This window comes from Paraburkholderia sp. NMBU_R16, from assembly GCF_013282575.1.
GTDB lineage: Bacteria > Pseudomonadota > Gammaproteobacteria > Burkholderiales > Burkholderiaceae > Trinickia.
This window is the reverse complement of sequence record NZ_JAAAYE010000019.1, coordinates 56,885-82,996: the sequence shown is the minus strand read 5'-3', so window position 1 is coordinate 82,996 and position 26,112 is coordinate 56,885. Positions and strand designations below refer to the sequence as shown.

Sequence of the window (26,112 nt, the reverse complement as noted above, 5' to 3'; positions counted from 1 at the left end):
ATGCTCAAACGCGGCCCGCGGCTGCGCGTGCGCCGCGTTGCTGCTTCTTGGCCCGTTCGCGACGGATATCGGTTACCGGCAGATCTGCCGGGATTCGTGCCACGCGGCGATAGACGGCTTCGAGTCGAGCCGCGACGTGAGCCCACGTGAACTCGCGGTGAGCGCGGGCGAGCCCCGCTTCGCCCATGCGTGCGCCGAGCGCCGGGTCGGCGGCGAGCTGCGCGAGCCGTTCGGCCAGCGCCATCGGGTGGTGCGGCGGCACGAGAAAGCCGGTTTCGGAATCGACGACCGAATAGCGGATACCGCCCACGTCCGCGCCGATCACCGGACGCGCGCATGCCATCGCTTCCAGCGGCGTGATGCCGAAGGGCTCGTACCACGGCGTCGTCACGAACACATCGGCCGCGCCATAGTACTGACGAAGCCCGGCGCGCCCGCGCCGCCCGACGAACGTCACGTGCTCGGCCACGCCGCACTCCGCGGCGATGCCACGCAGGCGCGCGATTTCCGGTGTCGCGATTTCGTTCGGAAGATCGGCATTGCCTCCCACGACGTACAGATGAGCATCGACATCCCTTCGTTCACGCAACAGCGCCAGGGCGCGAACGACATTCTCGATGCCTTTACGCGGCACGATCCTGCCCAGTTGCAACACGGCGAACTGGTCATTCGGCCAGCCGAGCATCTTGCGCGCGAGTTCGCGCTCCATCGGCGCGAATTCGGCGGTATCGAAGCCGCAGGGAACGATTTCCACGCGTGACGGATCGACCGCATAGTGCTCGCGAAGGTCCGCTGCATCCTGCGGACACTCGGCGATGACGACGTCGCTTTCCCGCACGAGCTGCTCTTCGATCGCAAAGCGCTCGTCGGGAAAGCCGTCGTCGGCACCCTGATGGAGCCTGCGCACTTTACCGAGCGCATGGAACGTCATGACGAGCGGGATGCGCTGTGCGTGTTTCGCTTTGAGCGCCGCCAGGCCCGACATGAAGAAGTTGGCGTGAATCACGTCGTAAGGCCTCGATTCGCGCCGGCAAAAGCCGAGCAGAAAGTCGGCGAAGGCCGGCATATAGGGGAGGAGCGCTTCCTTCGGCATTTGCGTTGGCGGACCCGCCGGCACATGGATCACCCGCACGCCGTCCATGTCCGAAATAGCGGGCAGCAAGGCGCGATCGCGCCGTGTGAACACATCGACGTGGTGCCCGGCACGCCGCAGTTGTCGGGCGACGTTGGCGACATAGATGTTTTGGCCGCCGCTGTCGACACCGCCCGCGACGGCGAGCGGAGAAGCATGTTCACTGACCAGTGCGATTTTCATGTGGTGTCCTTCATACGGAGACGGTGCAGGGCGTTTCGCCGATGGCCTCCCTGGCAGGTACACACGCGAGGCCGTCTCCCGCCCCCGAGCATGCCTTGTGCCAATCGCATCCGGTCAAAGCTTCACAAGCGCTGGGGAAGCGCTGCATCGCTTCTGTGTTCTTTACTCAACGAACGGCGCACCGCCGCTCTTACCGGAACGATGTAATTAGGACGCACCTTTGCCGGCCGCCGGATGGCGGGAATCGCTGGAGCACTTCTTGCTGCCGCGATGGCGTCCCGGGCGAACGGAAGGTCCGGAGAGTCGTCAAGACAGCGGGAACCGCAAGGAGCGAGAGCCGAGATGAACACCCGAATCTCCGTAGTCGTGTTGACCTACAACCGCCTACCCGAGGTGATGCGAACGGTGTCGCAGCTACTTTCGCTACCCGAAGCGCCGCCCGTCATCGTGGCGGACAACGGTTCGACGGACGGCACGGCGACCGCGCTGCGCGAGCGCTTTCCCGACATTCAGGTGATCGAGTGCGGCGCCAACCTTGGCGCGGCGGGGCGCAATCGCGGCGCGAAACTCGCAAGAACGGATTACATCGCCTTCAGCGACGACGACACGGAATGGCAGCCCGGTGCGCTCGACGAAGCGGTTCGCATACTCGATTCAGCGCCAAGCGTGGCAGTGATTTCCGGGCGCGTGCTCGTCGGCGAATCGCGCGAACTCGATCCGACCTGCGCGCGCATGCGGGCAAGCCCGCTCGATCGGGCCGGCTTGCCCGGACCGGCACTCGTGGGTTATATGGCCGGCGCCTGTGTACTCCGAGCCGCGGTGTTCCGGCAAGTGGGCGGGTACGAGCCTCGGCTTTTCATCGGCGGCGAGGAAGCGCTCGTTGCGCTGGATGTGCTCGATGCCGGCTACGCGATCGTCTACTGCGATTCCGTCGTGACCCTGCACCGGCCGTCGGCTGCGCGGGACGCATCGTTGCGCCGGCGCATGCTCGCGCGCAACGCCGCACTCGTGGCATGGCTGCGCCTGCCGCGGGGCGACGCGTTGACGGCGAGCTTCCACGCATTCGAGGCACTTGCGGGCGAACGCGATTTCGTCAGACATGCTGCCGCCTTGCTGCGTGACATCGCGTGGGCTATGCGCAGGCGCCGTGCGGTGGGTGCCGCCGTCGTGCGAATGTGCGAGCAGGTACGGCAGGCGGAGCTGACGGCGCTCGGCCGAGGGCAGGCGCTTCAGCGGCTGCAGTTCGCGCGCCGATACACGCTGCGCGCGAGCGATAAACGCCAATAGCGCTCGGGTTCGACGAGATCGTTCGGATGCGCGTCGCCGAGCGCGCGCAATTGACTTCGATAGGCTCGCACGCTCCGCCATTTTTGCGCGGCCGCGCGCGCGCTCCGAACGGGCCCGAGAATGTCGTCGGTGTCGGGTGTCGTCAGGATTCCCCTCGACGCGAGGGAGCCGCGGCGCTCCAGCGCGATTCGCCCGATGTGCCGATAGATCGCTTCCTCGTATGCGATCAGCGGGGCAACCTTTGCCGAGCCGAGCAATGAGCAACAGGCGTCGGCAACGAGTACGTGGTCGGAGTGATAAAGGCCGAGCGGCACGACAAAGGAGAGACGGCCGCTTCGTTGCCATGCCTCGTAAAGCGCCGCGCTCAGGGTCTCGATTGCCGGGGTGTGGCGGTATTGGCTGTCGGTAAACGCCAGCCGGATTGGCCGGGCATCGAGCAATGCGAGCGCGCGATCGTCTTCGCGCCTGCGCGCGTCCAATGCGGCGTCCGAATCGGCAAAGCCCGAGGCCTCATCCCACGGTGTAGATAGAGCAGGCCGCGGTGCGCCCGCGAATACGGTGCAGACGATCGAGCCTGGGTGCATCGCGAGCAGCATGCCGCAGCTGAAAACGGCATCGTCGAGATGGGGCGAAACGACGAAAAGCGGCGAGGGACTCATGCGGCGGGAAAGGCGAGCCGGCGGCGGCAACGCAGGCATGCGCCGCAAGGACAATGCCCGCCGTTCGCGCTCAGGCCGCCAGGGCTTGGCGGATTGCGGAGGCCAGATCGCCGGCCTGGAACTTGGCCACGTACCCCGTCGCACCCGCGTTCTTGACGTGCGCCTCGTTGGCCGTGCCCGTCAGCGACGAGTGAATGATGACGGGGATGTCGCAAGTGCGTTCGTCGGCCTTGATCTGCCGTGTCAGCATGAACCCGTCCATTTCCGGCATTTCGAGGTCGGTCAGCACCAGCGCGATCTTGTCGCGTGTGCGCACGCCTTCGTCCTGCGCTTCGCGGGAGATCTTGCTGAGAATATCCCACGCCTCCTGACCCGTCTTGGCGATGATGTATTCGGCGCCGAGCGCGGCCAGGCTTTGCTCGATCAGCTTGCGGGCGAAACCGGAATCGTCGGCCGCCAGAATCTTCGCTCCGGTTTTGACCGTCACGGCTGCGCCGACCTCCTGCGGGTCGACGCTCGGATGCTGCGCCGGAAACACGTCGCGCAGTACCTGCTCGACGTCGACCACCTGCGCGAGCCGGGAGTCGCCGGTATTGCCGTCGATGCGGGCAATGCTCGTGACCGAGCTGGCGCCTGCCGACGCTTCGGCCGAAAGAACCTGATTCCATTCGAGGCGGACGATGTCGTCCACTTCCTCGACCGCGAACGCCTGCGTCGAGCGGGCGAATTCGGTGACGAGCAGGATGTTGAGGCCCCGTGTCGGGTTGCATCCCATGAGCCGCGGCAGATCGATCACAGGAATGATCTGGCCGCGGATGTCGACCGCACCGAGTACGTGAACGGACGAACCGGCAATCGGCGTCACGGCCGGCATCGTCATGATCTCGCGCACCTTGAAGACGTTGATGCCGTAGAGCTCGTGCGGATCGCCTTCGTCGCCGGAGGCCGCGCCGAGCCGGAATAGCAGGAGTTCGAACTTGTTCGAACTGGTCAGATTGGTGCGTTCGTCGATCGAGTGATGATCTGCGGCCATTGAAGCATTCCTCGAGGTTGGACCTGTCGATACAAGGGTTGCGGCCCCGATTCCGGGCACGGGTGGGCGTGCCGGGGGCTTACCAGCTTGATAACGGCCGCGAGCGCCAAAAATTGATAGGCCCCCTCGTTTGCCCTAGGCAAACGCGTTTTCGACTGCGTGGGGTGCCCACAGCGCGTCGATGGCCGGAGTGCCTCAAACGCGGCGCGTCAACTGCCCGCGCGCCCGTTCGCGTTCGTCGGCGCTGAGCTCCGCCAGGAAATCGAAGTGCCCGGAGATCAGCGTCGCAATCGGTACGCCATCGCGAAAGACGATGCGGTTCCCCGCGAGCGCAGGGATCTTGTCGCCCGGCAAGATGGTACCGACGAGGTTGAGCGGGTCCGCGCCGTTCACGCAGACCAACGTGCCGTCGGCGGGACGCTTGCGCGTTTCGCGCAAGACCGGAATCGCTTCGGGCAAGGCGAATTGTTCGCCCGACAGGCCGTTGACGAACCTCCCGCCGCGTACTTCGCCGCGCCCCTCCAGCCGGTGGAAGGTACGCAGCAGCTCGCGCCAGCGCGGCAGCCACGACGGCTCGCGCTCGAGCAGCTGCCAGCAGACGACGCCATAACGTCGCAGCAATGTCATGGCGACATGTTCGAGTACGTCCGCCGATGCGGCGCTCGAGTGCCGTGCATCGCCGATACCGGCGGGCGCATCCGCGGCCGCGGTCTCTCCGACGGGTGGCCGCCTGATCAACGCCCAGCGCCCGGCATCCGCCATGCCGCCGATGAACGCCCCGTGTCGCGCGCCGCGCCGAGGCCCGTGACGCGCGGTGCGCTGGCGTGCCGCGGCCGGCTGCAGCAGCGCGCGCAGTCCCGCGAAGCTGTCGGCATTGACGAGGCCGGCTGCGACCAGTTCGCCGAGGGCCGCTTCGAGCTCGATGGGCAGCGAGCGCGTCTCGTGAAGCTGCTCATCGAAAAACATCGCTCCGTGTCGCGAGAGTGCGTCGAAGACGGCGCGGGCGCGGGCAGATAGCGCATCGGCGGCAGGCGGTTCGCTCAGCGCCTGCCAGAGCGGCAGATGGCGGCGAGCGAGCAGCACGATCGGCGTCGAGCGCACAGGCGTACTCGATACGCGGGCGGACGCTTGCGCGAGCCGGGCCCAGACGAGCCGGCCTGAGCGGCATAGCGCGTCGAGCGACGTGCCCGTATAGTCGCGAATCCGGCCGGGCAGGATGTCTTCTTCCCACGCGGCGGCGGGCGCCTCGAAGCCTTCGAGTTGCTCGAGCGTGGCGGCGAGCGCATCGGGTCCCATGCCGCGCGCGTCGGGCGCAACGCGCTGCCATTCGAACAGGAAACGCATGAAATCGGCACGCTCGACAGGCTCGATCTCGCGACGCAAACGCCGAATGGTATAGCGGTGAATCCGTGCGAGCAGATGCCGCTCGCACCATTCGTCCATGTTCGCGCCCGGTGAAAAGCGGCCGCGCATGACGTAGCCTTGTGCTTCGAGCGCGACGAGCGCGCCGGCAACGGCCGAGGCGGGCAGCGCAAGCGGGCGCGCCAATTGGGCAACGGTGGATGGCGGCAGGGCGCTCAGACGCGACCGGACGATTTCGACGAGCGCATCGTCGGTCGATCCGCCCGCATCGAACTGCGCCGGGACGACGAGGCGCGGCTCGTACACGGCGTCGGGATAGACCGCGCGAAAAGCGGCAAGCCGTTCGAGCGGCAACCAAAGGGCATCGTCTTGCGCGATCTGCATGCGGGTTGCACGCCCCGACCGCGCCAACTCCGCGAGCCACGTGGCCCACCCGTCGTTCGACCGAACCTCGCTTTCGCTCGCGCACGCGAGCGTCATCAACGCCTCGTGCATCTCGTCGGCGTTTCGCACGCCAGGCCATGCTTCCTCGCGCACCGTGTCGATCGCGTGCGCATCGAGCGCGCCGAGATCGTTGGCGCTGTCAGGCTCGCTGAAACGGCGCGAGAGCACTGCTTGCGTACGGCGCTCTTCGAGCGGGGCGTCGTCGAGGAATGCGTAGGGCCGTGCATTGAGAATCTCAGCGGCGAGCGGTGACGGCGCCGCAAGCTCGCGCGTCACGAGCGAGACGCTGCCGCTTTCGATTCGACGCAGCAACGCAACCCAGCCTTCGCAGTCCATCGCTTCATGCAGGCAGTCGTCGATCGTCTGATCGACAAGCGGATGATTCGGCAGTTCGCGCTCGCCGGCGATGTTCTCGAGGCACGCCACTTGATCGGGGAAGACGGCCGCCAGCAAATCCTCGCTTTTCATGCGCTGCAATTGAGGTGCCGTCTTGCGCCCGCCCGTGAAGCGCGGCAACGCCAGCGAAGTCGTCGCGTTCCAGCGCCAGCGTACGTTGAACAGCGGTGCGTCGAGCAGAGCCTGAATCAGAACATGCTCGGCCGTATTCGAATGCAGATAGCGCCAGACTTCGTCGAGCGGAAAACTATGGGCGCTCGTGAGCGAGAGGACGATGGCGTCCTCGGTTGCCGCGGCTTGCAGCTCGAAGTTGAACGTGCGGCAAAAACGCTTGCGCAAGGCGAGCCCCCACGCGCGATTGATCCGGCTACCGAACGGCGAATGGATCACGAGCTGCGCGCCCCCCGATTCGTCGAAGAAGCGCTCCATCACGAGCGTATCCTGCGTGGGCAAGGTCGTCAGTGCAGCGCGGGCGCGGGCCAGATATTCGACGATCTGGCGTGCGGCGCTCTCGCTCACGTTCAGCTCGCGCATGAGCGTCTTCACTGCGTCATCCACGAGGGCGGGCGGCACGGACGATTGCGCCATATCGTCGGGAGACCTCAGTAATGCGTCGATGCGCGCGCGTAGACGCGAAACTGCGGCGGACAGTTCGTCGCTGCGCCCGGGCGCCTCACCGAGCCAGAACGGGATGTTCGGTGCTTGCCCCGCCGCATCGACGACGCGCACGCGTCCGGCTTCGACGCGTAGGATGCGATAGGCCGTGTTGCCGAGCTGAAAGACATCGCCGGCGAGGCTTTCGACCGCGAAGTCTTCGTTGACGGTGCCGATATTGATGCCTTGCGGCTCGAGCAGCACCGCATAGTCGGCGTTATCAGGGATGGTGCCACCGGACGTGACGGCCGTGAGCTTACCGCCGCGGCGCGCACGTAGCGTGCCGCTCACGATGTCGCGATGCACGTACGCACCGCGCGGCCCATGTCGGCTTGTGTAGCCTTCGGCCAGCATGCGCAGCACGGCATCGAAGCGTTCGCGCGTGAGCGTTGCATACGGCGCGGCGTGGCGATAGCACTCGAACAGCGCATCCTCGCTCCATTCCTCGCAGCCTACCTCCGCCACGATCTGCTGGGCGAGCACGTCGAGCGGCGCACGCGGAATGACGAGTGCATCGAGTTCGCCGCGCCGCGTGCAATCGATCAGCGCGGCGCATTCGACGAGATCGTCGCGCGAAGTCGGAAAAAGTCGGCCTTTCGGCATACCGCCGACATGGTGTCCCGAGCGGCCCACGCGTTGCAGGAAAGGCGCAATGGCACGCGGCGAGCCCAGCTGACACACGAGGTCGACGTCGCCGATATCGATGCCGAGTTCGAGAGAGGCGGTGGCGACCAGCACACGCAGAGCGCCGCGCTTGAGCCGCGATTCGGCATCGAGCCGATGTTCCTTGGCCATGCTGCCGTGATGCGCCGCGACGGCATCCTTGCCGAGCCGCTCCGTCAGATGACGCGCGGCGCGCTCGGCCATGCGGCGGGTATTGACGAAGACGAGCGTCGTGGCATGCGCCGCCGCGAGCTCGGCGAGTCTGTCGTAGACACGTTCCCAGACCTCGTTGGCCATGACGGCTTCGAGCGGGACCGGGGGCAACTCGAGCGCGAGATCGCGCGGGCGGTTGTGGCCCACGTCGACGATCGCGCACTGCGCATGCGGGCCCTGCCCGACGAGAAACTGAGCGACGGTCTCGATCGGCTTTTGGGTGGCGGACAGTCCGATGCGCGGCAGACGACGCTTGCAGAGCGCGTCGAGCCGTTCCAGCGAGAGCGCTAGATGGCTGCCGCGCTTGGTAGCGGCGACAGCGTGGATTTCATCGACGATGACTGTGCGCGTCGTGGCGAGCATGCGGCGGCCCGAATCGGACGAGAGCAGCACGTAGAGCGATTCTGGGGTCGTGACGAGGATGTGCGGGGCCCGTTGGCGTTGCGCCGATCGTTCGCGTTGCGTCGTGTCGCCCGTACGGACCGCCGTGCGGATATCGACGGGCGGCAGCCCGAGGCGGGCCAGTTCTTCCGCGATGCCGGCCAGCGGCCGCTCGAGATTGGCATGGATGTCGTTCGACAGCGCCTTGAGCGGCGAGACATAGACGACGAGCGTTGCGTCCGGCAACGCGCCGCCCGCGGCGAGCCCGTCGCGCACGAGTTGATCGAGCGCCCAGAGAAAAGCCGTCAGTGTTTTGCCTGAGCCGGTCGGCGCGGCGACAAGCGTCGACCGGCCGCGCCGGATAGGCGGCCATGCACGGCACTGTGCCTCGGTGGGCGCATCGAACGTGCGCTCGAACCACGCGGCGACCGCGGGGTGGAATTCGGCGAGCGCCTCGTGAGCGAGAGAGGGCGTCATGACGTCGATATATGGCGCTTGCGCTGAACTTTCAAGCTGGCGTATCCGCGCCGGTTCGCCGGTTCGCGAACAGATCGCGGTAAGCCGCAAACGTCGACAGATACGCGAGCGGCGCAAGCACGATGAGGCCGATGCCGAGTGTGACCAGCGCGGCGCCGGCCAGGCCCGCGATGAACACCCCATACACGAGCGCCGCCAGCGGATTGCGCCAGGTCGCGACCGCGCTGGCTTTGAGCGCGTCCAGCGGCGGCATGCGTTCGAGCACGATCAGCGATGGCGCGAGCCAAAGCGTGATCGCGGCGCCGATGACCGCTATCGCATAGAGTAGCGCGGCGAGCCACGGCGCGCTTGCGCTTGCCGCGCCGGGGGTAGCGAGTGCGAGCGCATTGAACGATGCTGCCATGCGGCTTGCGGCGAAATCGCAGACGAGCGCGGCAGCCAGTGCGACGAGGCTGGCGGCAAAGAGCGGCTGAGCATGACGGCGGATGCCGTTGAACGCATCGGCCACGCGCACGGTGCCGAGCGTGCGGCAGTTTTCGGCCGCGGCGCTCATGCCGCCGGCCCATAAAACGGTGAATACGGGCGTGAGATCGCTGATCACCGGAATCATGCTGAGCAAAACCGTGACGACCAAGTCGATTGCGCCGAGCGCGACCCATACGGCGGGCCGCACGCGGAACAGCGCCCATCCCTCCACGATCCATTGCGAGCCGTGATGAGCGGGAACGGTGTGCGTGTACATGGATGATGGCTCCGAAAGGACAACGCCCAGACGACTGACGAGCGCCGATGCCGCGAATTATCCACCAGCGCGCCGCTGGTCAGTTGCGGTGCTCGCGGCTGTCAGCCCGGGACCGTTTGCGTAAATGTCTGGTTCAAATAGTACTTTTTTTGCGGCGGAGAGACCCGTTTTCGCCTCGTGATGGATGCGCAGCGCAGACTCTCGTTCCTGAGCCTGCTCCAAGCCGTCAGCTGTCACCACGGAATGCGACTACGGAACTTCGTCGTTTCGCAAACCATTTCCGCGTGATATAAGCGCGTGCATACGATGATTTACGAGGAGGGGACTTCATGAATTCAATCAGCCGCATCAAGGCCACCGCGGCAGGGTGGAGTGTCGTTGCGCTGGCAACGGCATCGCTCGGCCTGATGGAAAGCGTACCGGCCGTCGCAAAGACCGGTACGGCGAAACCCGTATTGACGGCATCGGCCATGGCGGTCGCGGACGAGTTCAGCGCCGATGCGGCCGAGCAGATCTTCAAGGAAGGCGGCAACGCAGTCGATGCGGCAGTGGCGATCGCCTTCACGCTGGCCGTGACATATCCCGAGGCAGGCAACATCGGCGGCGGCGGGTTCATGACGCTCTACGTCAACGGCAAGCCGTACTTCCTCGATTACCGCGAGCGGGCCCCGCTGGCGGCGACGAAGGACATGTACCTCGACAAGGACGGCAACGTGATCAAGGGCATGAGTCTCGTCGGCCCGCGCGCCGTCGGCGTGCCTGGCACGGTGGAGGGAATGTGGGAGGCGCAAAAGCGCTTTGGCCGGCTGAAATGGAAGCAGGTCCTCGCTCCGGCCATCCACTACGCGCGAGACGGCTTCGAGGTCAGCGATCAATTGCAGGAGCGTCGCGACAACGCGGCAAAGGAGTTCGGCGATAAAACGAACTTCGGCAAATATTTCGGCGGCCTGAATACCGGCGTCACGTTCAAGCAGCCGGAGCTCGCTGCGACGCTCACGCGCATCGCCGAGAAAGGCGCGAAAGAGTTCTACGACGGCAAGACGGCCGACCTGATCGCGGCCTCGATGAAAGCGGATGGCGGCCTCATCACGAAGCGCGACCTGCAGCAATACAAGGCTGTATGGCGCCAACCGGTGCAAGCTGACTGGAACGGCTATCACGTGATTACGGCGCCGCCGCCGAGCTCAGGCGGCATCGGGCTCGTGCAGTTGCTGAAGATGAAGGCCGACTTGAAGGACAAGTTCGAGGGCGTGCCGCTCAATTCGGCGAAGTACATTCACCTCGTCGCGGAAATCGAAAAGCGTGTCTTCGCCGACCGCGCGCAATATCTCGGCGATCCCGATTTCTTCAAGGTACCTGTTGCACAGTTGATCGCCGACGATTACATCGCCAAGCGCGCGGCCGAAGTCAATCCGGACAAGCCGTCGGACACGAAGAGCGTGCAGCCGGGCCTCGGCGCCTCGATGCCGGAGAAAGCGGAGACGACCCACTTCTCCGTGATCGACAAATGGGGCAACGCCGTCTCGAACACTTACACGATCAACGGTTACTTCGGATCGGGCGTCGTGGCGGACGGAACGGGCATTCTGTTGAACGACGAGATGGACGACTTCTCCGCCAAGCCTGGCGTGGCGAACATGTTCGGCGTGGTCGGCAGCGATGCGAATTCGATCGAGCCGAAAAAGCGTCCCTTGTCGTCGATGTCGCCGACGATCCTGACGAAGGATGGCAAAGTGGCGCTCGTCATCGGCACACCGGGCGGCTCGCGCATCTTCACGTCGATCTTCCAGGTCGTCAGCAACGTCTATGACTTCAAGATGCCGTTGCCCGATGCCGTTGCGGCGATGCGCTTTCACCACCAATTGCTGCCGCCCAACACGATCTTCTGGGAGCCGTACAAGCCGATCGAGGGCGAACTCGCGAAGCAATTGCAGGACATGGGCTACGTCTTGCAGAAGCAGGGTTTCAACGGCGACATCCAGGCCATCGAGATCAACGGCGATACGCCGGAGCCGGCGGCCGATCCGCGCGGACGGGGCGTGACCAGAATCGTTCAATAAACGCGCTATGGTTGGCTGTGCGCGCCCCCTAGAGCGCGCAGCCAATCGAAAATTTATCGGCACCGCGACCGGAATAGGAACGGTGCTTGCTCGGTCGGCCATATGATGCAAAGTTCCGACGAACGAGCGATGGCAATTCATATTGGCATTTCCGGCTGGCGCTACGAGGGTTGGCGTGGCGTCTTCTATCCGAAAGGATTGCGACAGGCGAGCGAACTCGCGTACGCATCGCGAGCCGTCGATACGATCGAAATCAACGGCTCGCACTATTCCTTACAGACGATAGACAGCTATCGGAGTTGGCATGATGCGGTGCCCGAGGAGTTCGTGTTCAGCGTGAAAGGGCCACGCTATCTCACGCATATGCTGCGTTTTCGCGACGAGTCGGCCCGGCCCGCGATCGCGAATTTCTTCGCCTCCGGAGTCCTCGCGCTGGAAGGCAAGCTCGGCCCGTTTCTCTGGCAGTTTCCGCCGAACTTCCCATTCGAGGCGACACGGCTCGAACGGTTTCTCGCACTGCTCCCTCCAACGGTGGAAGACGCCGTAACGCTTGCGAAACGACATGATGCGCGCGTAAAGAAACCGTGGTGCGAAACGCGGCGGGCGGGGCAATTACGCCATGCGGTCGAAATCCGGCACCGCAGTTTTTGCACGGCCGAGTTTCCCGAAATCCTGCGACGGTATGGCGTTGCGCTCGTGATCTCCGACGCCGTGGCCGACTGGCCCTATACCGAAGACGTGACGGCCGATTTTCTCTATTTGCGTCTGCATGGCACCGAAACGCTCTACAGCGGCGCTTATTCGGACGCCGCACTCGAACGCTGGGCGAGACGTATCGCCACGTGGGCACGCGGCAGCGAGCCGCGCGACGCAAGACTTATTGCGAAGACACCCCTGACACGTACGCCGAGGGATATCTATTGCTACTTCGACAACGACCAGAAAGTGCAGGCGCCTTTCGATGCGCAGCGCCTGAAGCAATGGCTCGGGCGCGAAGGCGTCGCCATCCGGAAGCGCGAGGCCCCGCCGTCACGGGCCGCGGCAAGCGCAGCTCGGCGCAAGCCGCGCTCCAATGCCGTGCAAGCATCGCACGAGTAAAGTACAGTGCATGCAAAAGCGGTGGCCGCCACCGATAGAAACGATGCGGGCCGCGCCGGTAGCGCGGATCGGACCGTGTTTGCTTTGATGAAGGAGCGAAAGCCGATGGGCTGCGATGTATCCCAGCTGCGGCAGGCCTTCGAAGAAGTCCGCCGATACAGCCTCGAACTGGCCCGCCCGCTCTCGGCGGAGGATCAACAGGTTCAGTCCATGACGGATGCCAGCCCCACCAAATGGCATCTGGCCCACACGAGCTGGTTCTTCGAGACGGTGCTGCTCGCGCAGCATGTCCCGGGTTACCGGTTTTTCGACCAACGCTATCCGTTTCTCTTCAACTCGTATTACGAAGCGCTGGGGCCTCGCCACGAGCGGGCACAGCGTGGGATGCTGACCCGCCCCTCGCTCGACGAGGTGCATGCCTACCGCCGGCATGTGGACGAAGCGGTGCTGGCGTTGCTCGCCCGCGCCGAGCCTGATCGGCTCGATACGATCGAGCCGATCGTGACGCTTGGACTTCACCACGAACAGCAACACCAGGAACTGATCGTGACGGATGCCCTGCATGCGTTCTCATGCAATCCTCTCCTGCCGGCTTATCGGAGCCCGGATGTGGGCGCGCCGCTTTGGCCCACGACGCATGCCGGGCCGATCGAATGGCTGTCCCGGCCCGGCGGCGTTGTGAGGATCGGTCATGAGGGCGGGGATTTTTGCTTCGATAACGAGGCACCCAGGCATGAAGTTTTGCTCCGTCCCTACGAAATCGCGCATCGGCTCGTCACATGTGGCGACTACACTGCCTTTATCGCGGACGGAGGTTACGAGCGGCCTGAACTCTGGCTCTCGGACGGATGGGCGATGGTGCAGCGCGAAGGGATGCACGCGCCGGCCTATTGGCGCCAGCGCAGGCAGGGTGCCGCATCGGATGCGGCGAGTGTGGACGAGTGGCTCGTATTCGGGGTTGGCGGTCTCGAGCCGATGAAGGCCGAAGCACCGGTGTCGCAGCTGAGCTTTTATGAAGCCGCGGCGTACGCGGAGTGGGCCGGCGCCCGATTGCCGACGGAGTTTGAATGGGAGGCAGCCTTCGATGTACCGGGCATCGACCAGATGATGGGCCACGTCTGGCAATGGACGCGGTCGTCATACGATCCTTATCCGGGCTTTCGCGCCATGTCGGGCCTTGCAGCGGAATACAACGGCAAGTTCATGGTGGGGCAACTCGTCTTGCGCGGCAGCAGTATCGCGACGCCGCCGGGTCATGCCCGTCGCAGTTACCGAAACTTCTTTCCGCCGGCGGCGCGCTGGCAATTCTCTGGAGTACGCCTTGTTCGAGACATCTGACACGTCGGGGCTGACCGGCGCCGGCTCGCGCGCCGCGGCATTCGTCGGCGACGTTCGGCAACCGCGCGGTGCAAGCAACGCCTTCGAACGCGACTTCTTGGCCGGTCTGTCCGTGAAGCCGCGGCGGGTGGCACCGAAGTATTTCTACGATGCGGCCGGATCTGCGCTTTTCGACCGGATATGCGACTTACCGGAGTACTACCCGACTCGGACCGAGTTCGCCATCCTCGAGCGCAATGCACGCGCGATCGCCGAATGTATCGGCCCGCGCGCGGATATCGTCGAGTTCGGCGCAGGATCGCTTTCAAAGATCCGGCGCCTGCTCGATGCATTCGAGCCTGCGCATGCCCCGCGCCGTTTCTTTCCGATCGATATTTCAGCGGACCATCTCCAGGGTGCGGCGCGCAGACTTCATGCCGACTATCCGTGGCTGCACGTACACCCGGTGGGAGCGGACTATATGCAGGAGGGCGCGCTCGGTGACCTGGAGGCCGCGTCGGAGCGCCGTGTCGGGTTCTTTCCGGGCTCGACGATCGGCAACCTCGACCCCGACGAGGCGCGCGGCTTTCTACGTCGGGCGGCACGCCTGCTACAAGGCGGGGGCCTCTTGATCGGTGTCGATCTCGTGAAGGACCCCGACGTCTTGCACCGCGCCTATAACGATCGGCAAGGCGTCACCGCCGCGTTCAATTTGAATTTGCTTCGGCGTGCCAACGAAGAGCTGGGAGCCGATTTCGAGTTGAGCCGGTTCGCGCATTACGCGTTTTACGAGCCGCGCCGACAGCGTATCGAAATGCATCTCGTGAGCCGTTGCGCGCAGACGGTCACGCTCGGCGGACACGCCTTTGCGTTCGATCAGGGCGAGAGCATTCACACGGAGAACTCGCACAAGTTCACGGTCGAGGGCTTCCGCGCACTTGCGGTATCGACAGGATTCGAGCCGGGTCCCGTCTGGACAGACGAGGCCCGGCTTTTCAGCGTGCATTGGCTCGCCAGCCCACTGGGCAGGACGAGCCGTTAGCATCAATAGCCGTAACCGCCCCAACGGCGTTCGCGCCATTGGTGCTCACGCCATTCATGCTCGCGCCATTCGCGGCGGCGCCACTCGCGTTCGCGCCAGTCGTCGCCGCGGTAATAGCCTACCGCCACGGGTGCCGCGTAGGCCGGGGCCGGCGGCGCCACGTAGACGGGTTGCGGAGCCACATATACCGGCGCGGGGATGCCGACGCCGATGGCCAGATCGACGTGCGCGGATGCCGCGCTCGATACACCCAATACCGTCAGGCCGATCAATGCTCCCACGAGCTTCTTGTTCATCGCGCTACTCCTTGCACTCCAGGTGCGTTGTTTTGACTGCGGAGCCAGTGTAGGGGCCGCGCGCTGACACAGGTGAAAGCGGCTTGCGAGATCGGTAACGCTGGATTACGGGCCGCAAGCCTTGCCTGGAGCGGAGTTCGGGCCGCATGACCCGACGACTGCAGCGCAATCAGTCGTCTTCGGGGAAAACGGCGCGGCCCTGCGTGAGATCGCGCAACGTGTTGCGTGCGGCCTCGATTTCGCTCGCCGGCATCTGCATGGCGAGCCACACCTGCGCACCGTAGCGGCTCTCGAGGAGCACGACGTCGTGCTGCTCCATCCACCGTCGCGCGCGTGCCTCGTCCGCATAGCTGAGCTCGACGGCCAACCGGGCCTGAGCGATGCGCTCGACACGTTGCGCCTCAACCAGCGCGGTGGCAATGGCGTCGGTATAGGCACGCACGAGGCCGCCCGCACCGAGCTTGACCCCGCCGTAGTAGCGAACGACGGCGCCGAGCACGCTATCGAGATCGTGATGGCGCAGGACTTCGAGAATCGGGCGGCCGGCCGAGCCGGACGGCTCTCCATCGTCCGACATGCCGGACTGCCCTCCGGCGAGCAGCGCCCAGCAAACATGCGTGGCACCGGGATGCGCGTCGCGCAACTGCCGCAGCACCTCCATTGCCGCGTCCCGATCGGCGACGGGCAGCGCATGCGCAATGAAGCGGCTTTTGCGGATTTCGAGTTCGGCCGTGACCGGCGCGGCAAGTGTGAAGACGGGCAAAGCGGTGGGCGAAGAAAGCGGGAGGCGCCAGTTTAACGCACCGGCCGGGAGGGACTCGCCTACGGCCGGCTGGCTGACCGGGCTTCGGGTAGCCCGGCGGGACTTATCCCCAGATATTGTTGGCAAACCTGTGTATAACCCGCCGGGAGTCCATGTAAGTACTTGATGCGAAAGCATGTGGATCGCAGCGATACGAACCTGAGCAGGCTCGAAGGATTTGCGCGGACCGGCGGCGATCGAGCCGAGACACCCGATTTCGGACCGGCCGCCGCCCGACGATGGCATGATATGCGCCTCGGCCTTTTTCGTTCGTTCACCGCTCATCCCCAATATGTCTGACCTTATCGTTCACGGCGGCCTTCCGCTGCGCGGCGAAATCACGCCTTCGGCCAACAAGAACGCCGTTCTGCCGATTCTTTGCGCCACCTTGCTGACCGATGCGCCGTTGCGGCTCATCGGCGTGCCCGACATCACCGATGTCAGGAAAATCCTCGATATCTTTCGCACGCTCGGCAGCGAGGTCTCGATGGATTTCGCGACCGGGGTGCTCGAACTCCATCATCGCTCGACCGTGTTCGATCCGAGTCGCCATCACCTGCCCGAGGAGATGCGCTCGTCGATCATGCTGGTGCCGCCGCTGCTTGCACGCTTCGGCGTGGCGCGCCTCGAAAACGACGTCAAGGGTTGCACGCTCGGTGTACGAGAGATCGATCCGCACGTCGAAGTGTTCGAACGGTTCGGCGCGCGCATCGAGCGCACGAAGGGCTCGCTGATCGTACGCAGCGACGCCGCGATGCGCGCGAACGATCACTGGCTCGATTACGCCTCCGTGACGACGACCGAGAACTTCGTGCTCTGCGCCGCAGCCGCATCGGGAACGTCGACGTTGGTCAATGCCGCATCCGAGCCGCACGTGCAAGAGTTTTGCCGGTTCATCGCGATGCTGGGTGTACCGATCGACGGTATCGGCACATCGAAGCTCGCCATCTCCGGTGGCTGCAGGCTCGGCGGCGGAGAGTTCCGATTCGACGAGGATTTTCACGAGATCGCCACGTTTCTCGCGCTGGGTGCGATCACGGGCGGCGATATTGTGGTCAAAAACAGTGCGCCCGAGCAGTTCCCGTTGATCGACAGGACATTCGCCAAGTTCGGCATCGATGTCGTCCACCGCGATGGCTGGTCGCGCGCGCGGCGCGATGGGCCGCTACGCGTGCGCAAGCCGTTTACGCCGAACATCCTGACCAAGATCGAGGCGGCGCCATGGCCGTATCTGCCCGTGGATCTTCTGCCGATTTTCATTGCGCTCGGTGTGCGAGCCGAAGGCAGCGCGATGTTCTGGAACAAGGTGTACGACGGTGCAATGGGCTGGTCTGTCGAGCTATCGAAGTTCGGCGCGCACGTGTTTCTTTCGGACCCGCATCGGCTCATCACGTTCGGCGGTATCCCGCTCACGCCGGCCAAAGTGGAGAGCCCCTATATCATCCGCGTAGCCATCGCACTTTTCATGGTGGCGGCCAGCATCGAAGGGCAATCGGTCATCAAGAACGCCGTGCCGATCCGGCGCGCGCACCCGCATTTCGTCGAGAACCTGCGTTCTGTCGGTGCGAACGTCGAATGGACGAGCACGGAGTAAAGCGATGCGGCGGGCGCGCGTATCGCGTGCCGGCCGCTATGCCCAGTGCGGGCAGTCGATCGATTATTCGCTCACGCCTTTTTTCTTGGCGAGCGATTCGGCCATCCGATAATGCTTTTCGATTACCGGAAGCTCTTTTTGCGCGAATTTCTTGAGATCCGCGTTTTGGCCACTCTCGATTTCCTTCTTGAAGGCGGCTACTGCTTCTTCGTGGCCCTTCACTCCAAGCTTGCTGATATAGGCTCGATCGAACTCTTTACCCTTGAGCCCGCGTAGCGAATCGAGCAGCTCGGTGTCCGAGTTGTCCTTCGGTGCCGTCACATCATGAGGCGCCGCCGCCTTGAGCTGCACCGTCATCTTCGTATGGTCATACATCATGTGGCGTGCAAACGATTTCACATCCTTGTCGTTCGAATGCGACTGGGCGAGCTTGCCCGCGTCGATTTCGGTCGACGACGATTTCGTTGCCGCCTGTACGAAGCTGCGATCGGGTTCGGGTAGCGGATTGGCCGACGTCGTCGACGCGGCCTCGGTTTGCGCATTGCCGAGCCCGGGGATCAACAACGCGCAGCAAGCCAAAGCTAAGAACGAACGCTTCATAACGGCTCCTCGAATGGTTGGGAATAACCCAGCCCTGCCGACGAGGCGCTGGGCTGCGGTACCGATAGGGCACCGCAAACAACGTACCGCTTCACACCGAGAGCGCGTCCGCGCGGCGGTTGCGGCTTCGCAGCATGCGTGCGTAAGAGTTGCAATCCGATGAGTCGATGTTGCCGTAGCGCGGCAATCGAGCCAGGCTGCGTGTACCCCGACGCGTTCGAACGGGCCCGCCGTTTGCTCGACGCTCGGTGAAGTCGACAGAGGGAGGCGCTTGCGCTCGCCATGGATACGATGCCGCTCGTGCTCGATTGGGAAGCTGTTGCGATCCGGCTCGTCTTTGCGCTCGGAACCGGGTTTATCTTTGGTTTCAATCGCAGCGAATCGGGAAAGACAGCCGGCCTGCGCACGACGATTCTGGTGTGCCTCGCTTCCTGCATCGCGATGCTGCAAGTCAACGCTTTGCTCCCGCAGGCCGGAAAGCATCCGGATTCGTTTCCGACGCTCGATTTGATGCGTTTGCCGCTCGGCGTCCTGACGGGCATGGGTTTCATCGGCGCGGGCGCGGTGATGCGCAAGGATGGGCTCGTCACCGGAGTGACGACCGCGGCCACGTTGTGGTTCGTCACGATCGTCGGGTTATGTATCGGCGGCGGGCAATATCGACTGGCAGCCAGCGCGCTCGTATTGGGCCTGGCCGTTCTATGGGGACTGCACTATGTCGAGCAGCGCATGCACCGCCGCAAGAGCGCGTGGCTCACCGTCGAGTACGGGGCGGGCAGCGAATGCCCATCGCGGCTCGCTCACGAGTTGGCCGCTCTCGGTTGCTCGGTCACGCGGCGCGGCGCGGCTTGGCGGCGCGGCGACGAACAGTTCGAAGAGCGCTTGCTCGTGCGATGGCGCGAACCGTTCGACCAGGATGCGAAAGTCTCTGCCTTCGCCGAACTGGCCAGGCGCTCGGGCGCGGATGCGACGCATTGGCAGATGGTCGAATAGTCGCGTAGTCGCGTAGTCCAATAGCGCCGCAACCGCATGTCACGATGCCCGCAGCGGCGGTAACGACGGATTGGCCGGCTGCGTATACCGTTTTTCGACAGCGGCCCGGATGCGCTCGCGGCTCTCGTCGGGCGAGAGCGATGTTTCTTGTTCGACCGCCTTGGCTTCCTGCGCGAGTTCGTCGTCGCCGATCACTTCCCCGAACCAGTGCGAATAATCGCCGCGTTCGAGATGAAAGCGCCAAGTGTCCTCGTCCACGCCATCCGCCATCTCGAGAAACAGCACGAGGTTGTGCGCACGCAGGTTGAGCTTGCCTTCGGGACCGCGGAAATAAAAGCTGCGCTCAGGGATCAACAAGCCTTCCGCATACTTGCGATGATGCCGCCGGCGCTGCGTCGAACCGGGCTCGACTTGCACCAGGCAGGGTCGAGCGGCTTGCCGCATCGGTTCCCAGACAAGTACTTGTCCCCGCTCCAGCGCATCCGAGGGTAGCGCGAGCGACGACGGTGCAACGCCGGCCGCCTCGGCGAACGCATTCATCGTTGCAACGGGCTTGGCGCCCGTGGCGATCATCGTGTTGACTTGCCGCAGGAATGGACGAGCCACCTGGTCCGGATGGACCGTAACGGCCAGCGCGGTCTCGAGGACGATCGGTAGCGACGCGTCCGCGGGGTCCCAGCCCGCCGGAAAGAGCTGATGCGCCTCTTCGAACACGAGCCAGTGCGGCCGCCCGGTCCGCACACGCAGCGCTTGCAACCGCAGCAACAAGTTCGCGCAAAACTGCGGCCGCTCGGGCAGCGGCACGCGCAGCAGATTGACGGCGACGCTTTGTTCAGGCCGCTCGAGCAGCTGCAATGCGTTATCGATCGATGGGACGGTATGTGGATCGCCCAGCGCGACGAGGTTGCCTTCGCTGCAATGGTCGCCCTCCGGATCGAGAATGCAGGCCTGGTATCCGGCGTCCGCGAGCCGTTCGAGCACGGCGGCGGTCACCGTCGATTTGCCGCCGCCCGAGGGCCCGGCCAGCAGTGCAATCGTGCCGTAGGCGCCGAGGTGAACCGGCGGGCGCGCCTCGTCGTCGAGACGATGGCCGAGCAGCACCCGGCAGCGTTCGACGTTGGATATGCGCGAACTCAGATCGTCGTCGATCAATGCGCGGGCCAGCTCTTCGACGCCCTGGCCATTGGCAGCCTGCGTGACCATGCTCGCATGGGCTTTGAGCGCGGGCAGGGCATTCCCGACGGCCACCGAAAACCCGCACGCATCGATCAAGGGGTGATCGTTTTCCGCGTCGCCCACGCCGACGACGTTCAAAGGTGAAAGGCCCAGTTCATCGAGGGCGGCCATCAGGCCGGTTGCCTTGGTGATGCCGGGTGCAAGAATCATCACGGCGTCGCCGTTGAAGACGACATGCAAGTCGAGCCCGAGATCGCGAATCGCCGCGAGTGCGATCTGCTCGTTCGGCTTCATCATCGCGACGAGCGTTTCGCTGACGCTGAAATCGCGCAGGCCGCGTTGCTTCAACGCGGCGACGAATGCATCGGGCGGCGGTGGCGCAAGCAGCCGCTTCTCGCCGCCATCGGGCTGGTAAAGCACCCCGCCATTCTCGGCGACGACACGCGCAAAGAGATCGAGGCGTGGGCAAATCGTCTTGAGATCGTCGAGCTCGCGTCCGCTCACGAGCAGCAACTGCCGACCCGATTGCCGCAGTTTCTCCAGCACCGACCAGGTGCGTTCGGCGACCCTGCCGTCCGTGGCGAGCGTGTTGTCGTAGTCGGTTGCGAGCGCAACGAAGTGCATTTCATTCTCCTCATTGATTCGCGGGCGCGCCGGAGCGCTGGTACACATCGCCAAGGTTCGGTTGATTCGACGCGCTCAATAACTTCGTATAGAGGGCGACATATTCGTCCGTCATTCGCTCCACCGTGAAGCGAGCATCGAACGTGGCGCGGCAGGCCCGCCTGTCGATTTCGTGAAGCCGAGCCACCGCGGCCACGGCCTCATCGACATTGCCGACGATGAATCCGTTGACGCCGTCCTCGATGATTTCGGGCACGGACCCATGTCCGAATGCGATGACGGGCGTACCGCATGCCAGTGCCTCGATGAGCACGAGCCCGAACGGTTCGGGCCAATCGATCGGAAACAGCAGGGCACGGGCATGGCACAGCAACGCGTGCTTTTGCTCATCGCCGAGTTCGCCGCAATATTCGATCAGCGGATCTTGAAAGAGCTGCGCGATGCTGCCGTCGTAGTACCAGCGATCGCCGTTGTCGATCTTCGCGGCGATCTTCAGCGGTATGCCCGCGCGCTCCGCGATTTCGATGGCCAGATCGGGGCGCTTGGCCGGTGCGATGCGGCCGAGGAAAGCGAGGTAATCGTGAGCCTCGAATGAAGGCGTCAATCGATTCGCCGGCAACCCGTGATAGACGGTACCGGTCCAGCCGGCCCAAGGTAAGGGCGAGCGCTGCGCGTTGGAAATCGATACGAGCGGTAGATCGGCGAACGCTCGATAAAGCGGTTCGAGCCCGGGTATGTCGAGCCGCCAATGCAGCGTGGTCAAGTGTGGGCAGGCAAGCCTGCGCGCAAAAGGGAAACCTTGATAATCGGTATGGAAATGGGCGATGTCGAATTCGGATGACATCCGAACGACGCGTTCGAGCATCGCGAAGTGAAACGCTTGCGGGTCCGCCGTATCTTCGATGCACCTGAGCGCGACCGGCGAACCGGCGATGAGCCGCGCCCGCGTGATCGAATCGCCGCTTGCGAACAGCGTGACCTCGTGGCCGCGCTCGACGAGCGCTTCAGTCAGCCAGGACACGACCCGTTCGATACCTCCGTATCCGTTCGGCGGGACACTTTCGTACAGCGTGGCGATTTGGGCGATCCGCATGGCTCCATGCCTTCCAGCGATGGTTTGATTGCAAGACGCAATGGTCTTTCGCGCACCTCTTTGCATTGAGCGTGCCGCGGGCGGATCGGATGCCGCGGCACGCGAGTCAGCGAATAAAAAACCAGGCTTGAAGCGCTATATCTGGCCGAACACCACGAGCAGGATCACGATGACGAGCAACAGGCCCAGACCACCGGTAGGTGCATAGCCCCAGCCGCGGCTATACGGCCAGGCAGGAAAAGCGCCGATCAGAAGGAGAATCAGCACGACGAGCAAAATGGTTCCTAACATATCGACCTCGCACGAGCGAATTGAAAAGAATGCGGGGAAATGCAGGCCGCATAGATTTATCTCTGCAAGACTTGTGCCGGCCCGGCGCCCAATCCCCATAAGGCGGCAGGGAGCAAACCCTGCCGCTTTTTGCGATGGATGCGGCAAATTCGGCCTAGACGGCGTGTCGAATGGCCGCTGCGTCAGTCGTCAGTCGAGAGCCCGTAGATCGGCGATTGCCGCCGCGAGAAACCGTGCCGCTTCGCCGCCCGTCACCACGCGGTGATCGAACGTCAGGCTTAGCGGCAAGATCCGATGCACGACAGCCTGGCGGTTTTCCGCCACGATGCCGTCGTGAATCCGGCCCGCACCGAGGATTGCCACGGTTGGCGGCACGACGATCGGCGCGGCGTATTTGCCGGCGATCATGCCGAAATTGGACAGTGTGATGGTTGCGCCGCGCAATTCCTCGGGCGGGATTTTGCGCGCTTGAACATCGGCGCGCATGCGATCGAGACCTGCGCGCAAGTCGGCGGCATCGCGATGTGCCACGTCGCGCAGCACGGGCACGAAGAGGCCGTCCGGAAGATCGACCGCGATGCCGACATCGATATGCGCAAGCACATGGCGGCGCGCCGCGCGGCCGTCGAACCACGCGTTGAGTCCCGGCTCCGCGCGGCATCCGGCCACGAGCGCGCGAATGAGCCGGATCGTGACATCGGTACCGGGCGGCCAGGCATCGATATCGGCATCGTCGATGACGGTAGCCGCGGCCACCTCGCTTTGGGCGCGCGCCATGTTTTGCGCCATCGCGCGGCGCACCCCGCGCAACTCCTCGGGCGGTCCCAGTTCGACGAGCAGTTTGGCCGTGCGCTGCACGTCCGCCGAGGTCACGACGCCATCGGGGCCCGACGGCGTGACCATCGCCAAATCGATGTCGAGCGTGCGGGCCAAGGCACGTACGGCTGGCGTCGCCTTGATCGAGGGAGCCCGGGCGCCCGCGCCGGGCGCGACGACACCGCGCATGGACACCTCGCGCGCAATGTGTCCTGCGGGTGCGGGACGTGCGGAAGGAATCGAAGGCTGCGTCGGTTGCATCTGCGGCATCTGGCCGACCACCGTGCCCGTATCGTCGTTCGCTCCCTCGAACGCGACGAGCGGTGCACCCAGGTGCATGATGTCGCCTTTCTTGCCGAACAGCTTCGCGACCCGGCCCGCTTGGGGCGAAGGAATATCGACGATCGCCTTGGCCGTTTCGACCGCGAGAAGCGGTTGATCGACCTTTACTTCGTCGCCCTCGTGGACACGCCATTCGATGATCTCGGCTTCTTGCAGGCCTTCGCCGAGGTCGGGGAGCTTGAAGACTTTCATGTGGATGCCTCGAGCGTTTTTCGGACCGCGCTCACGATGCGCGCGACGCTCGGCATGTATTGGGCCTCGAGCCGAAAGAGCGGAACGACCACGTCGTAGCCGGTGACACGCTCGATCGGCGCGAGCAGCGAATAGAGCCCGCGCTCCGCGAGATTCGCGGCGATTTCGGCGCCGAGCCCGCATGTGCGGGGCGCCTCATGAACGATGACGCAGCGCCCCGTCTTCGCGACGGAGGCCACGATGGTTTCCATGTCGAGCGGCTTCAGCGTCGCGACATCGATGATCTCCGCTTCGATGCCCTCGGCGGCGAGGGCGTCGGCGGACGTTTGCACTTCATGGAGCATGGCGCCCCAACTGACGAGCGTCACGTCGGTACCTTCGCGCAACGTGAAGCAGGTGTCGAGCGGCGCAGCGGTACCGTCGTCTTCGACCGGTTGCTTGTAGAGCCGATAGAGCCGGGTCGGTTCGAGAAAGACGACGGGGTCCGGATCGCGTATGGCGGCCAGCAGCAAACCGTAGGCGCGTTCGGGCGAGGAGGGCATGACGACCCGTAGCCCCGGCATATGCGCGAACAGCGCCTCGGGACTCTCCGAATGATGCTCGGGTGCATGAATGCCCGCCCCGCAAGGCGAGCGGATCACGAGCGGACACATGAGCCTTGCGCGTGTGCGATGACGCAATCGCGCGGCATGGTTGAGTATGTGGTCGATCGCCGGATAAATGAACCCGCTGAATTGAATCTCGACGACAGGACGCAAGCCCATCGCGGCCATGCCGATCGCCGTGCCCGCAAGCGCCGTTTCGGCGAGCGGTGTATCGACGATCCGTTCGGTGCCGAAACGCGCCTGCAATCCGAGCGTGGCGCGAAATACGCCGCCATTGGCGCCGATATCCTCGCCGAGCAATACAACCGATGGATCGTGCTCCAGCTCATAGGCGAGGGCGCGATTGACGGCTTCGACGAGATTCAACTCAGGCATGGTCGTCCTCCGCGCTCTCGCCGTTCGCGAATCGCAGTGCCGTGTCCAATTGCTCGTCGAGCGCACGCGGCAGCGTTGCATACAAATGCTCGAACATGGCCGAGACGGTCGGCGGTGCCACGGCGAGATAGGCTTCGACCGCGCTCTCGACTTGCTCTCGACAGGTCCGCGAAAGCGCTTCTTCCTGCGTCTTGTCCCAGACACCGACCTGGACGAGGTACTTACGAAGACGTGCAATGGGCTCGCTCGCCCATTGTTGGGCGACTGTTTCCGGATCGCGATAGCGCGTCGCATCGTCGGCCGTCGTGTGATCGCCGAGCCGGTAGCTGAGCGCTTCGATGAGCGTGGGGCCCTCGCCGCGCCGCGCTTTGTCGAGTGCGCGGCGCATCGCGTCGTGCACGGCAATGACATCGTTGCCGTCCACCTGTTGGCCCTCGATGCCTGCCGCAATGGCCTTTTGCGCGAGCGTGCCGGCTGCCGTCTGACGTTCGCACGGCATTGAAATGGCCCAACGATTGTTATTGACGACGATGACCAGCGGCGCCCGCCAGATGCCGGCCATGTTCATCGCTTCGTAAAAATCGCCTTTGGACGTGCCGCCGTCGCCGACGACCGTGACCGCCGCGCGCTGCGTTTTTTGCAACTTGAACGCGTAAGCCGCGCCTGCGGCATGACAGACCTGCGTCCCGATCGGCACGCAATTCGGAAAATCGTGACGCGCAGCGGCAAAATTGCTCCCGCGCTCGTCGCCGCCCCAATACAACAGGCTTTCAGTCATGGTGACGCCGCGCAGTAATTGTGCGGCGTGATCGCGATAGGAAGGAAACAGCGCATCGTCGTGCTGCATGGCCGCGGCCACACCGACACCGATGGCCTCTTGCCCGAGCGATGAGGCAAACGTGCCGAGTTTGCCGGTGCGTTGCAGCGCAACTGCTTTGTTGTCGAACGAACGCGTCAGTGTCATTGCGCGATATAGTTCGACGAGCAGTGCCGTTTCGTTTGCAAACGCGGGCAGCGGTTGCGTCGCGTTACCGTCGGGGTCGAGATAGCGGGTGTATTCGACCTGAAAGCGGGCGGCAGTACTCATGATCGGTACCCCTCGCCCGTGCCGCCGTGGTTCGGTAGCACTCGGGGGGCGTATGTCTCCCTTTTATGTATGGACGGCTCTTG

Annotated in this window: 21 protein-coding genes; 7 read left to right on the top strand and 14 right to left on the bottom strand. The window is 64.3% G+C overall.

Translation table 11 applies throughout. From position 1 onward, the window contains the following. Positions 1 to 4 precede the first annotated feature (4 nt). Complete coding sequence (locus GWC77_RS12285; protein WP_173257173.1) at positions 5 to 1,315, bottom strand: glycosyltransferase family 1 protein; 1,311 nt, start codon at positions 1,313 to 1,315, stop codon at positions 5 to 7. Positions 1,316 to 1,657: 342 nt separating this feature from the next. Between GWC77_RS12285 and GWC77_RS12280 the strand changes: the two genes are divergently transcribed. Then, a complete protein-coding gene (locus GWC77_RS12280) occupies positions 1,658 to 2,602 on the top strand; it encodes a glycosyltransferase family 2 protein (protein WP_173257172.1) in 945 nt (314 codons plus the stop codon). On the opposite strand, the gene GWC77_RS12275 is transcribed toward GWC77_RS12280, so the two are convergent. The 4 genes from GWC77_RS12275 to GWC77_RS12260 form a co-directional block, all read right to left on the bottom strand. Beyond that, entirely contained in the window at positions 2,545 to 3,261 is a 717-nt protein-coding gene (locus tag GWC77_RS12275) for a PIG-L family deacetylase (protein ID WP_173257171.1), read from the bottom strand. The genes GWC77_RS12280 and GWC77_RS12275 overlap by 58 nt on opposite strands. A 70-nt stretch (positions 3,262 to 3,331) precedes the next feature. Next, positions 3,332 to 4,294 carry a chemotaxis protein CheV gene (locus tag GWC77_RS12270; protein ID WP_173257170.1) on the bottom strand — a complete coding sequence of 321 codons (963 nt, stop codon included), beginning with the start codon at positions 4,292 to 4,294 and terminating at the stop codon, positions 3,332 to 3,334. Between the two features lie 195 nt (positions 4,295 to 4,489). Next, positions 4,490 to 8,884, bottom strand: a complete 4,395-nt coding sequence (locus tag GWC77_RS12265; RefSeq protein ID WP_173257169.1) for a DEAD/DEAH box helicase — start codon at positions 8,882 to 8,884, stop codon at positions 4,490 to 4,492. A gap of 31 nt (positions 8,885 to 8,915) precedes the next feature. Beyond that, positions 8,916 to 9,626 (bottom strand): BPSS1780 family membrane protein, encoded by a 711-nt coding sequence (locus GWC77_RS12260; RefSeq protein ID WP_173257168.1) that lies wholly within the window; start codon positions 9,624 to 9,626, stop codon positions 8,916 to 8,918. A gap of 329 nt (positions 9,627 to 9,955) precedes the next feature. Between GWC77_RS12260 and ggt the strand changes: the two genes are divergently transcribed. From ggt to egtD, 4 genes are all read left to right on the top strand, one after another. Continuing rightward, complete coding sequence (ggt, locus tag GWC77_RS12255; RefSeq protein WP_173257167.1) at positions 9,956 to 11,686, top strand: gamma-glutamyltransferase; 1,731 nt, start codon at positions 9,956 to 9,958, stop codon at positions 11,684 to 11,686. A 129-nt stretch (positions 11,687 to 11,815) separates the two neighbouring features. Then, positions 11,816 to 12,784 carry a DUF72 domain-containing protein gene (locus GWC77_RS12250; protein WP_173257166.1) on the top strand — a complete coding sequence of 323 codons (969 nt, stop codon included), beginning with the start codon at positions 11,816 to 11,818 and terminating at the stop codon, positions 12,782 to 12,784. 105 nt (positions 12,785 to 12,889) lie between these two features. Further along, positions 12,890 to 14,122 carry an ergothioneine biosynthesis protein EgtB gene (gene egtB, locus GWC77_RS12245; protein WP_254366923.1) on the top strand — a complete coding sequence of 411 codons (1,233 nt, stop codon included), beginning with the start codon at positions 12,890 to 12,892 and terminating at the stop codon, positions 14,120 to 14,122. Beyond that, complete coding sequence (gene egtD / locus GWC77_RS12240) at positions 14,106 to 15,143, top strand: L-histidine N(alpha)-methyltransferase (protein ID WP_302181359.1); 1,038 nt, start codon at positions 14,106 to 14,108, stop codon at positions 15,141 to 15,143. Before egtB ends, egtD begins: the two co-directional genes overlap by 17 nt. A 2-nt stretch (positions 15,144 to 15,145) precedes the next feature. On the opposite strand, the gene GWC77_RS12235 is transcribed toward egtD, so the two are convergent. After that, on the bottom strand, positions 15,146 to 15,439 hold the full coding sequence (locus GWC77_RS12235) for a hypothetical protein (RefSeq protein ID WP_173257164.1): 294 nt from the start codon (positions 15,437 to 15,439) through the stop codon (positions 15,146 to 15,148). Between the two features lie 169 nt (positions 15,440 to 15,608). Then, entirely contained in the window at positions 15,609 to 16,202 is a 594-nt protein-coding gene (locus GWC77_RS12230) for a YigZ family protein (RefSeq protein WP_254366922.1), read from the bottom strand. A 331-nt stretch (positions 16,203 to 16,533) separates the two neighbouring features. Here GWC77_RS12230 and GWC77_RS12225 point away from each other — a divergent pair, with 331 nt between their 5' ends. Further along, positions 16,534 to 17,835: a UDP-N-acetylglucosamine 1-carboxyvinyltransferase gene (locus GWC77_RS12225; RefSeq protein ID WP_173257163.1), complete on the top strand. Its 1,302-nt coding sequence runs from the start codon at positions 16,534 to 16,536 to the stop codon at positions 17,833 to 17,835. A 63-nt stretch (positions 17,836 to 17,898) separates the two neighbouring features. Here GWC77_RS12225 and GWC77_RS12220 read toward each other — a convergent pair whose 3' ends face one another. Beyond that, complete coding sequence (locus GWC77_RS12220; protein ID WP_173257162.1) at positions 17,899 to 18,435, bottom strand: DUF4142 domain-containing protein; 537 nt, start codon at positions 18,433 to 18,435, stop codon at positions 17,899 to 17,901. A gap of 282 nt (positions 18,436 to 18,717) precedes the next feature. Here GWC77_RS12220 and GWC77_RS12215 point away from each other — a divergent pair, with 282 nt between their 5' ends. Then, positions 18,718 to 19,428, top strand: a complete 711-nt coding sequence (locus tag GWC77_RS12215; protein WP_173257161.1) for an MgtC/SapB family protein — start codon at positions 18,718 to 18,720, stop codon at positions 19,426 to 19,428. A gap of 39 nt (positions 19,429 to 19,467) precedes the next feature. Here GWC77_RS12215 and GWC77_RS12210 read toward each other — a convergent pair whose 3' ends face one another. The 6 genes from GWC77_RS12210 to pdhA form a co-directional block, all read right to left on the bottom strand. Beyond that, positions 19,468 to 21,228: an HAD hydrolase family protein gene (locus tag GWC77_RS12210; RefSeq protein WP_173257160.1), complete on the bottom strand. Its 1,761-nt coding sequence runs from the start codon at positions 21,226 to 21,228 to the stop codon at positions 19,468 to 19,470. 10 nt (positions 21,229 to 21,238) lie between these two features. Then, positions 21,239 to 22,321 (bottom strand): glycosyltransferase family 4 protein, encoded by a 1,083-nt coding sequence (locus GWC77_RS12205; RefSeq protein ID WP_173257159.1) that lies wholly within the window; start codon positions 22,319 to 22,321, stop codon positions 21,239 to 21,241. 135 nt (positions 22,322 to 22,456) lie between these two features. Continuing rightward, entirely contained in the window at positions 22,457 to 22,612 is a 156-nt protein-coding gene (locus GWC77_RS12200; RefSeq protein ID WP_173257158.1) for a DUF3309 family protein, read from the bottom strand. A gap of 189 nt (positions 22,613 to 22,801) precedes the next feature. Then, positions 22,802 to 23,962: a dihydrolipoamide acetyltransferase family protein gene (locus GWC77_RS12195; RefSeq protein WP_173257157.1), complete on the bottom strand. Its 1,161-nt coding sequence runs from the start codon at positions 23,960 to 23,962 to the stop codon at positions 22,802 to 22,804. Beyond that, complete coding sequence (locus GWC77_RS12190) at positions 23,959 to 24,942, bottom strand: alpha-ketoacid dehydrogenase subunit beta (RefSeq protein ID WP_173257156.1); 984 nt, start codon at positions 24,940 to 24,942, stop codon at positions 23,959 to 23,961. Before GWC77_RS12190 ends, GWC77_RS12195 begins: the two co-directional genes overlap by 4 nt. Next, positions 24,935 to 26,029: a pyruvate dehydrogenase (acetyl-transferring) E1 component subunit alpha gene (pdhA, locus tag GWC77_RS12185; RefSeq protein ID WP_173257155.1), complete on the bottom strand. Its 1,095-nt coding sequence runs from the start codon at positions 26,027 to 26,029 to the stop codon at positions 24,935 to 24,937. Before pdhA ends, GWC77_RS12190 begins: the two co-directional genes overlap by 8 nt. Positions 26,030 to 26,112: the final 83 nt, after the last annotated feature.

Coding starts and splice junctions, on each gene's coding strand:
- GWC77_RS12285 (WP_173257173.1), bottom strand. CDS start 1,315: ATGAAAATCGCACTGGTCAGTGAACATGCTTCTCCGCTCGCCGTCGCG.
- GWC77_RS12270 (WP_173257170.1), bottom strand. CDS start 4,294: ATGGCCGCAGATCATCACTCGATCGACGAACGCACCAATCTGACCAGT.
- GWC77_RS12210 (WP_173257160.1), bottom strand. CDS start 21,228: ATGCACTTCGTTGCGCTCGCAACCGACTACGACAACACGCTCGCCACG.
- GWC77_RS12200 (WP_173257158.1), bottom strand. CDS start 22,612: ATGTTAGGAACCATTTTGCTCGTCGTGCTGATTCTCCTTCTGATCGGC.
- GWC77_RS12205 (WP_173257159.1), bottom strand. CDS start 22,321: ATGCGGATCGCCCAAATCGCCACGCTGTACGAAAGTGTCCCGCCGAAC.
- GWC77_RS12215 (WP_173257161.1), top strand. CDS start 18,718: ATGGATACGATGCCGCTCGTGCTCGATTGGGAAGCTGTTGCGATCCGG.
- GWC77_RS12260 (WP_173257168.1), bottom strand. CDS start 9,626: ATGTACACGCACACCGTTCCCGCTCATCACGGCTCGCAATGGATCGTG.
- GWC77_RS12220 (WP_173257162.1), bottom strand. CDS start 18,435: ATGAAGCGTTCGTTCTTAGCTTTGGCTTGCTGCGCGTTGTTGATCCCC.
- GWC77_RS12235 (WP_173257164.1), bottom strand. CDS start 15,439: ATGAACAAGAAGCTCGTGGGAGCATTGATCGGCCTGACGGTATTGGGT.
- GWC77_RS12280 (WP_173257172.1), top strand. CDS start 1,658: ATGAACACCCGAATCTCCGTAGTCGTGTTGACCTACAACCGCCTACCC.
- GWC77_RS12275 (WP_173257171.1), bottom strand. CDS start 3,261: ATGAGTCCCTCGCCGCTTTTCGTCGTTTCGCCCCATCTCGACGATGCC.
- GWC77_RS12225 (WP_173257163.1), top strand. CDS start 16,534: ATGTCTGACCTTATCGTTCACGGCGGCCTTCCGCTGCGCGGCGAAATC.
- pdhA (WP_173257155.1), bottom strand. CDS start 26,029: ATGAGTACTGCCGCCCGCTTTCAGGTCGAATACACCCGCTATCTCGAC.
- egtB (WP_254366923.1), top strand. CDS start 12,890: ATGGGCTGCGATGTATCCCAGCTGCGGCAGGCCTTCGAAGAAGTCCGC.
- GWC77_RS12250 (WP_173257166.1), top strand. CDS start 11,816: ATGGCAATTCATATTGGCATTTCCGGCTGGCGCTACGAGGGTTGGCGT.
- ggt (WP_173257167.1), top strand. CDS start 9,956: ATGAATTCAATCAGCCGCATCAAGGCCACCGCGGCAGGGTGGAGTGTC.
- GWC77_RS12265 (WP_173257169.1), bottom strand. CDS start 8,884: ATGACGCCCTCTCTCGCTCACGAGGCGCTCGCCGAATTCCACCCCGCG.
- GWC77_RS12195 (WP_173257157.1), bottom strand. CDS start 23,962: ATGAAAGTCTTCAAGCTCCCCGACCTCGGCGAAGGCCTGCAAGAAGCC.
- GWC77_RS12190 (WP_173257156.1), bottom strand. CDS start 24,942: ATGCCTGAGTTGAATCTCGTCGAAGCCGTCAATCGCGCCCTCGCCTAT.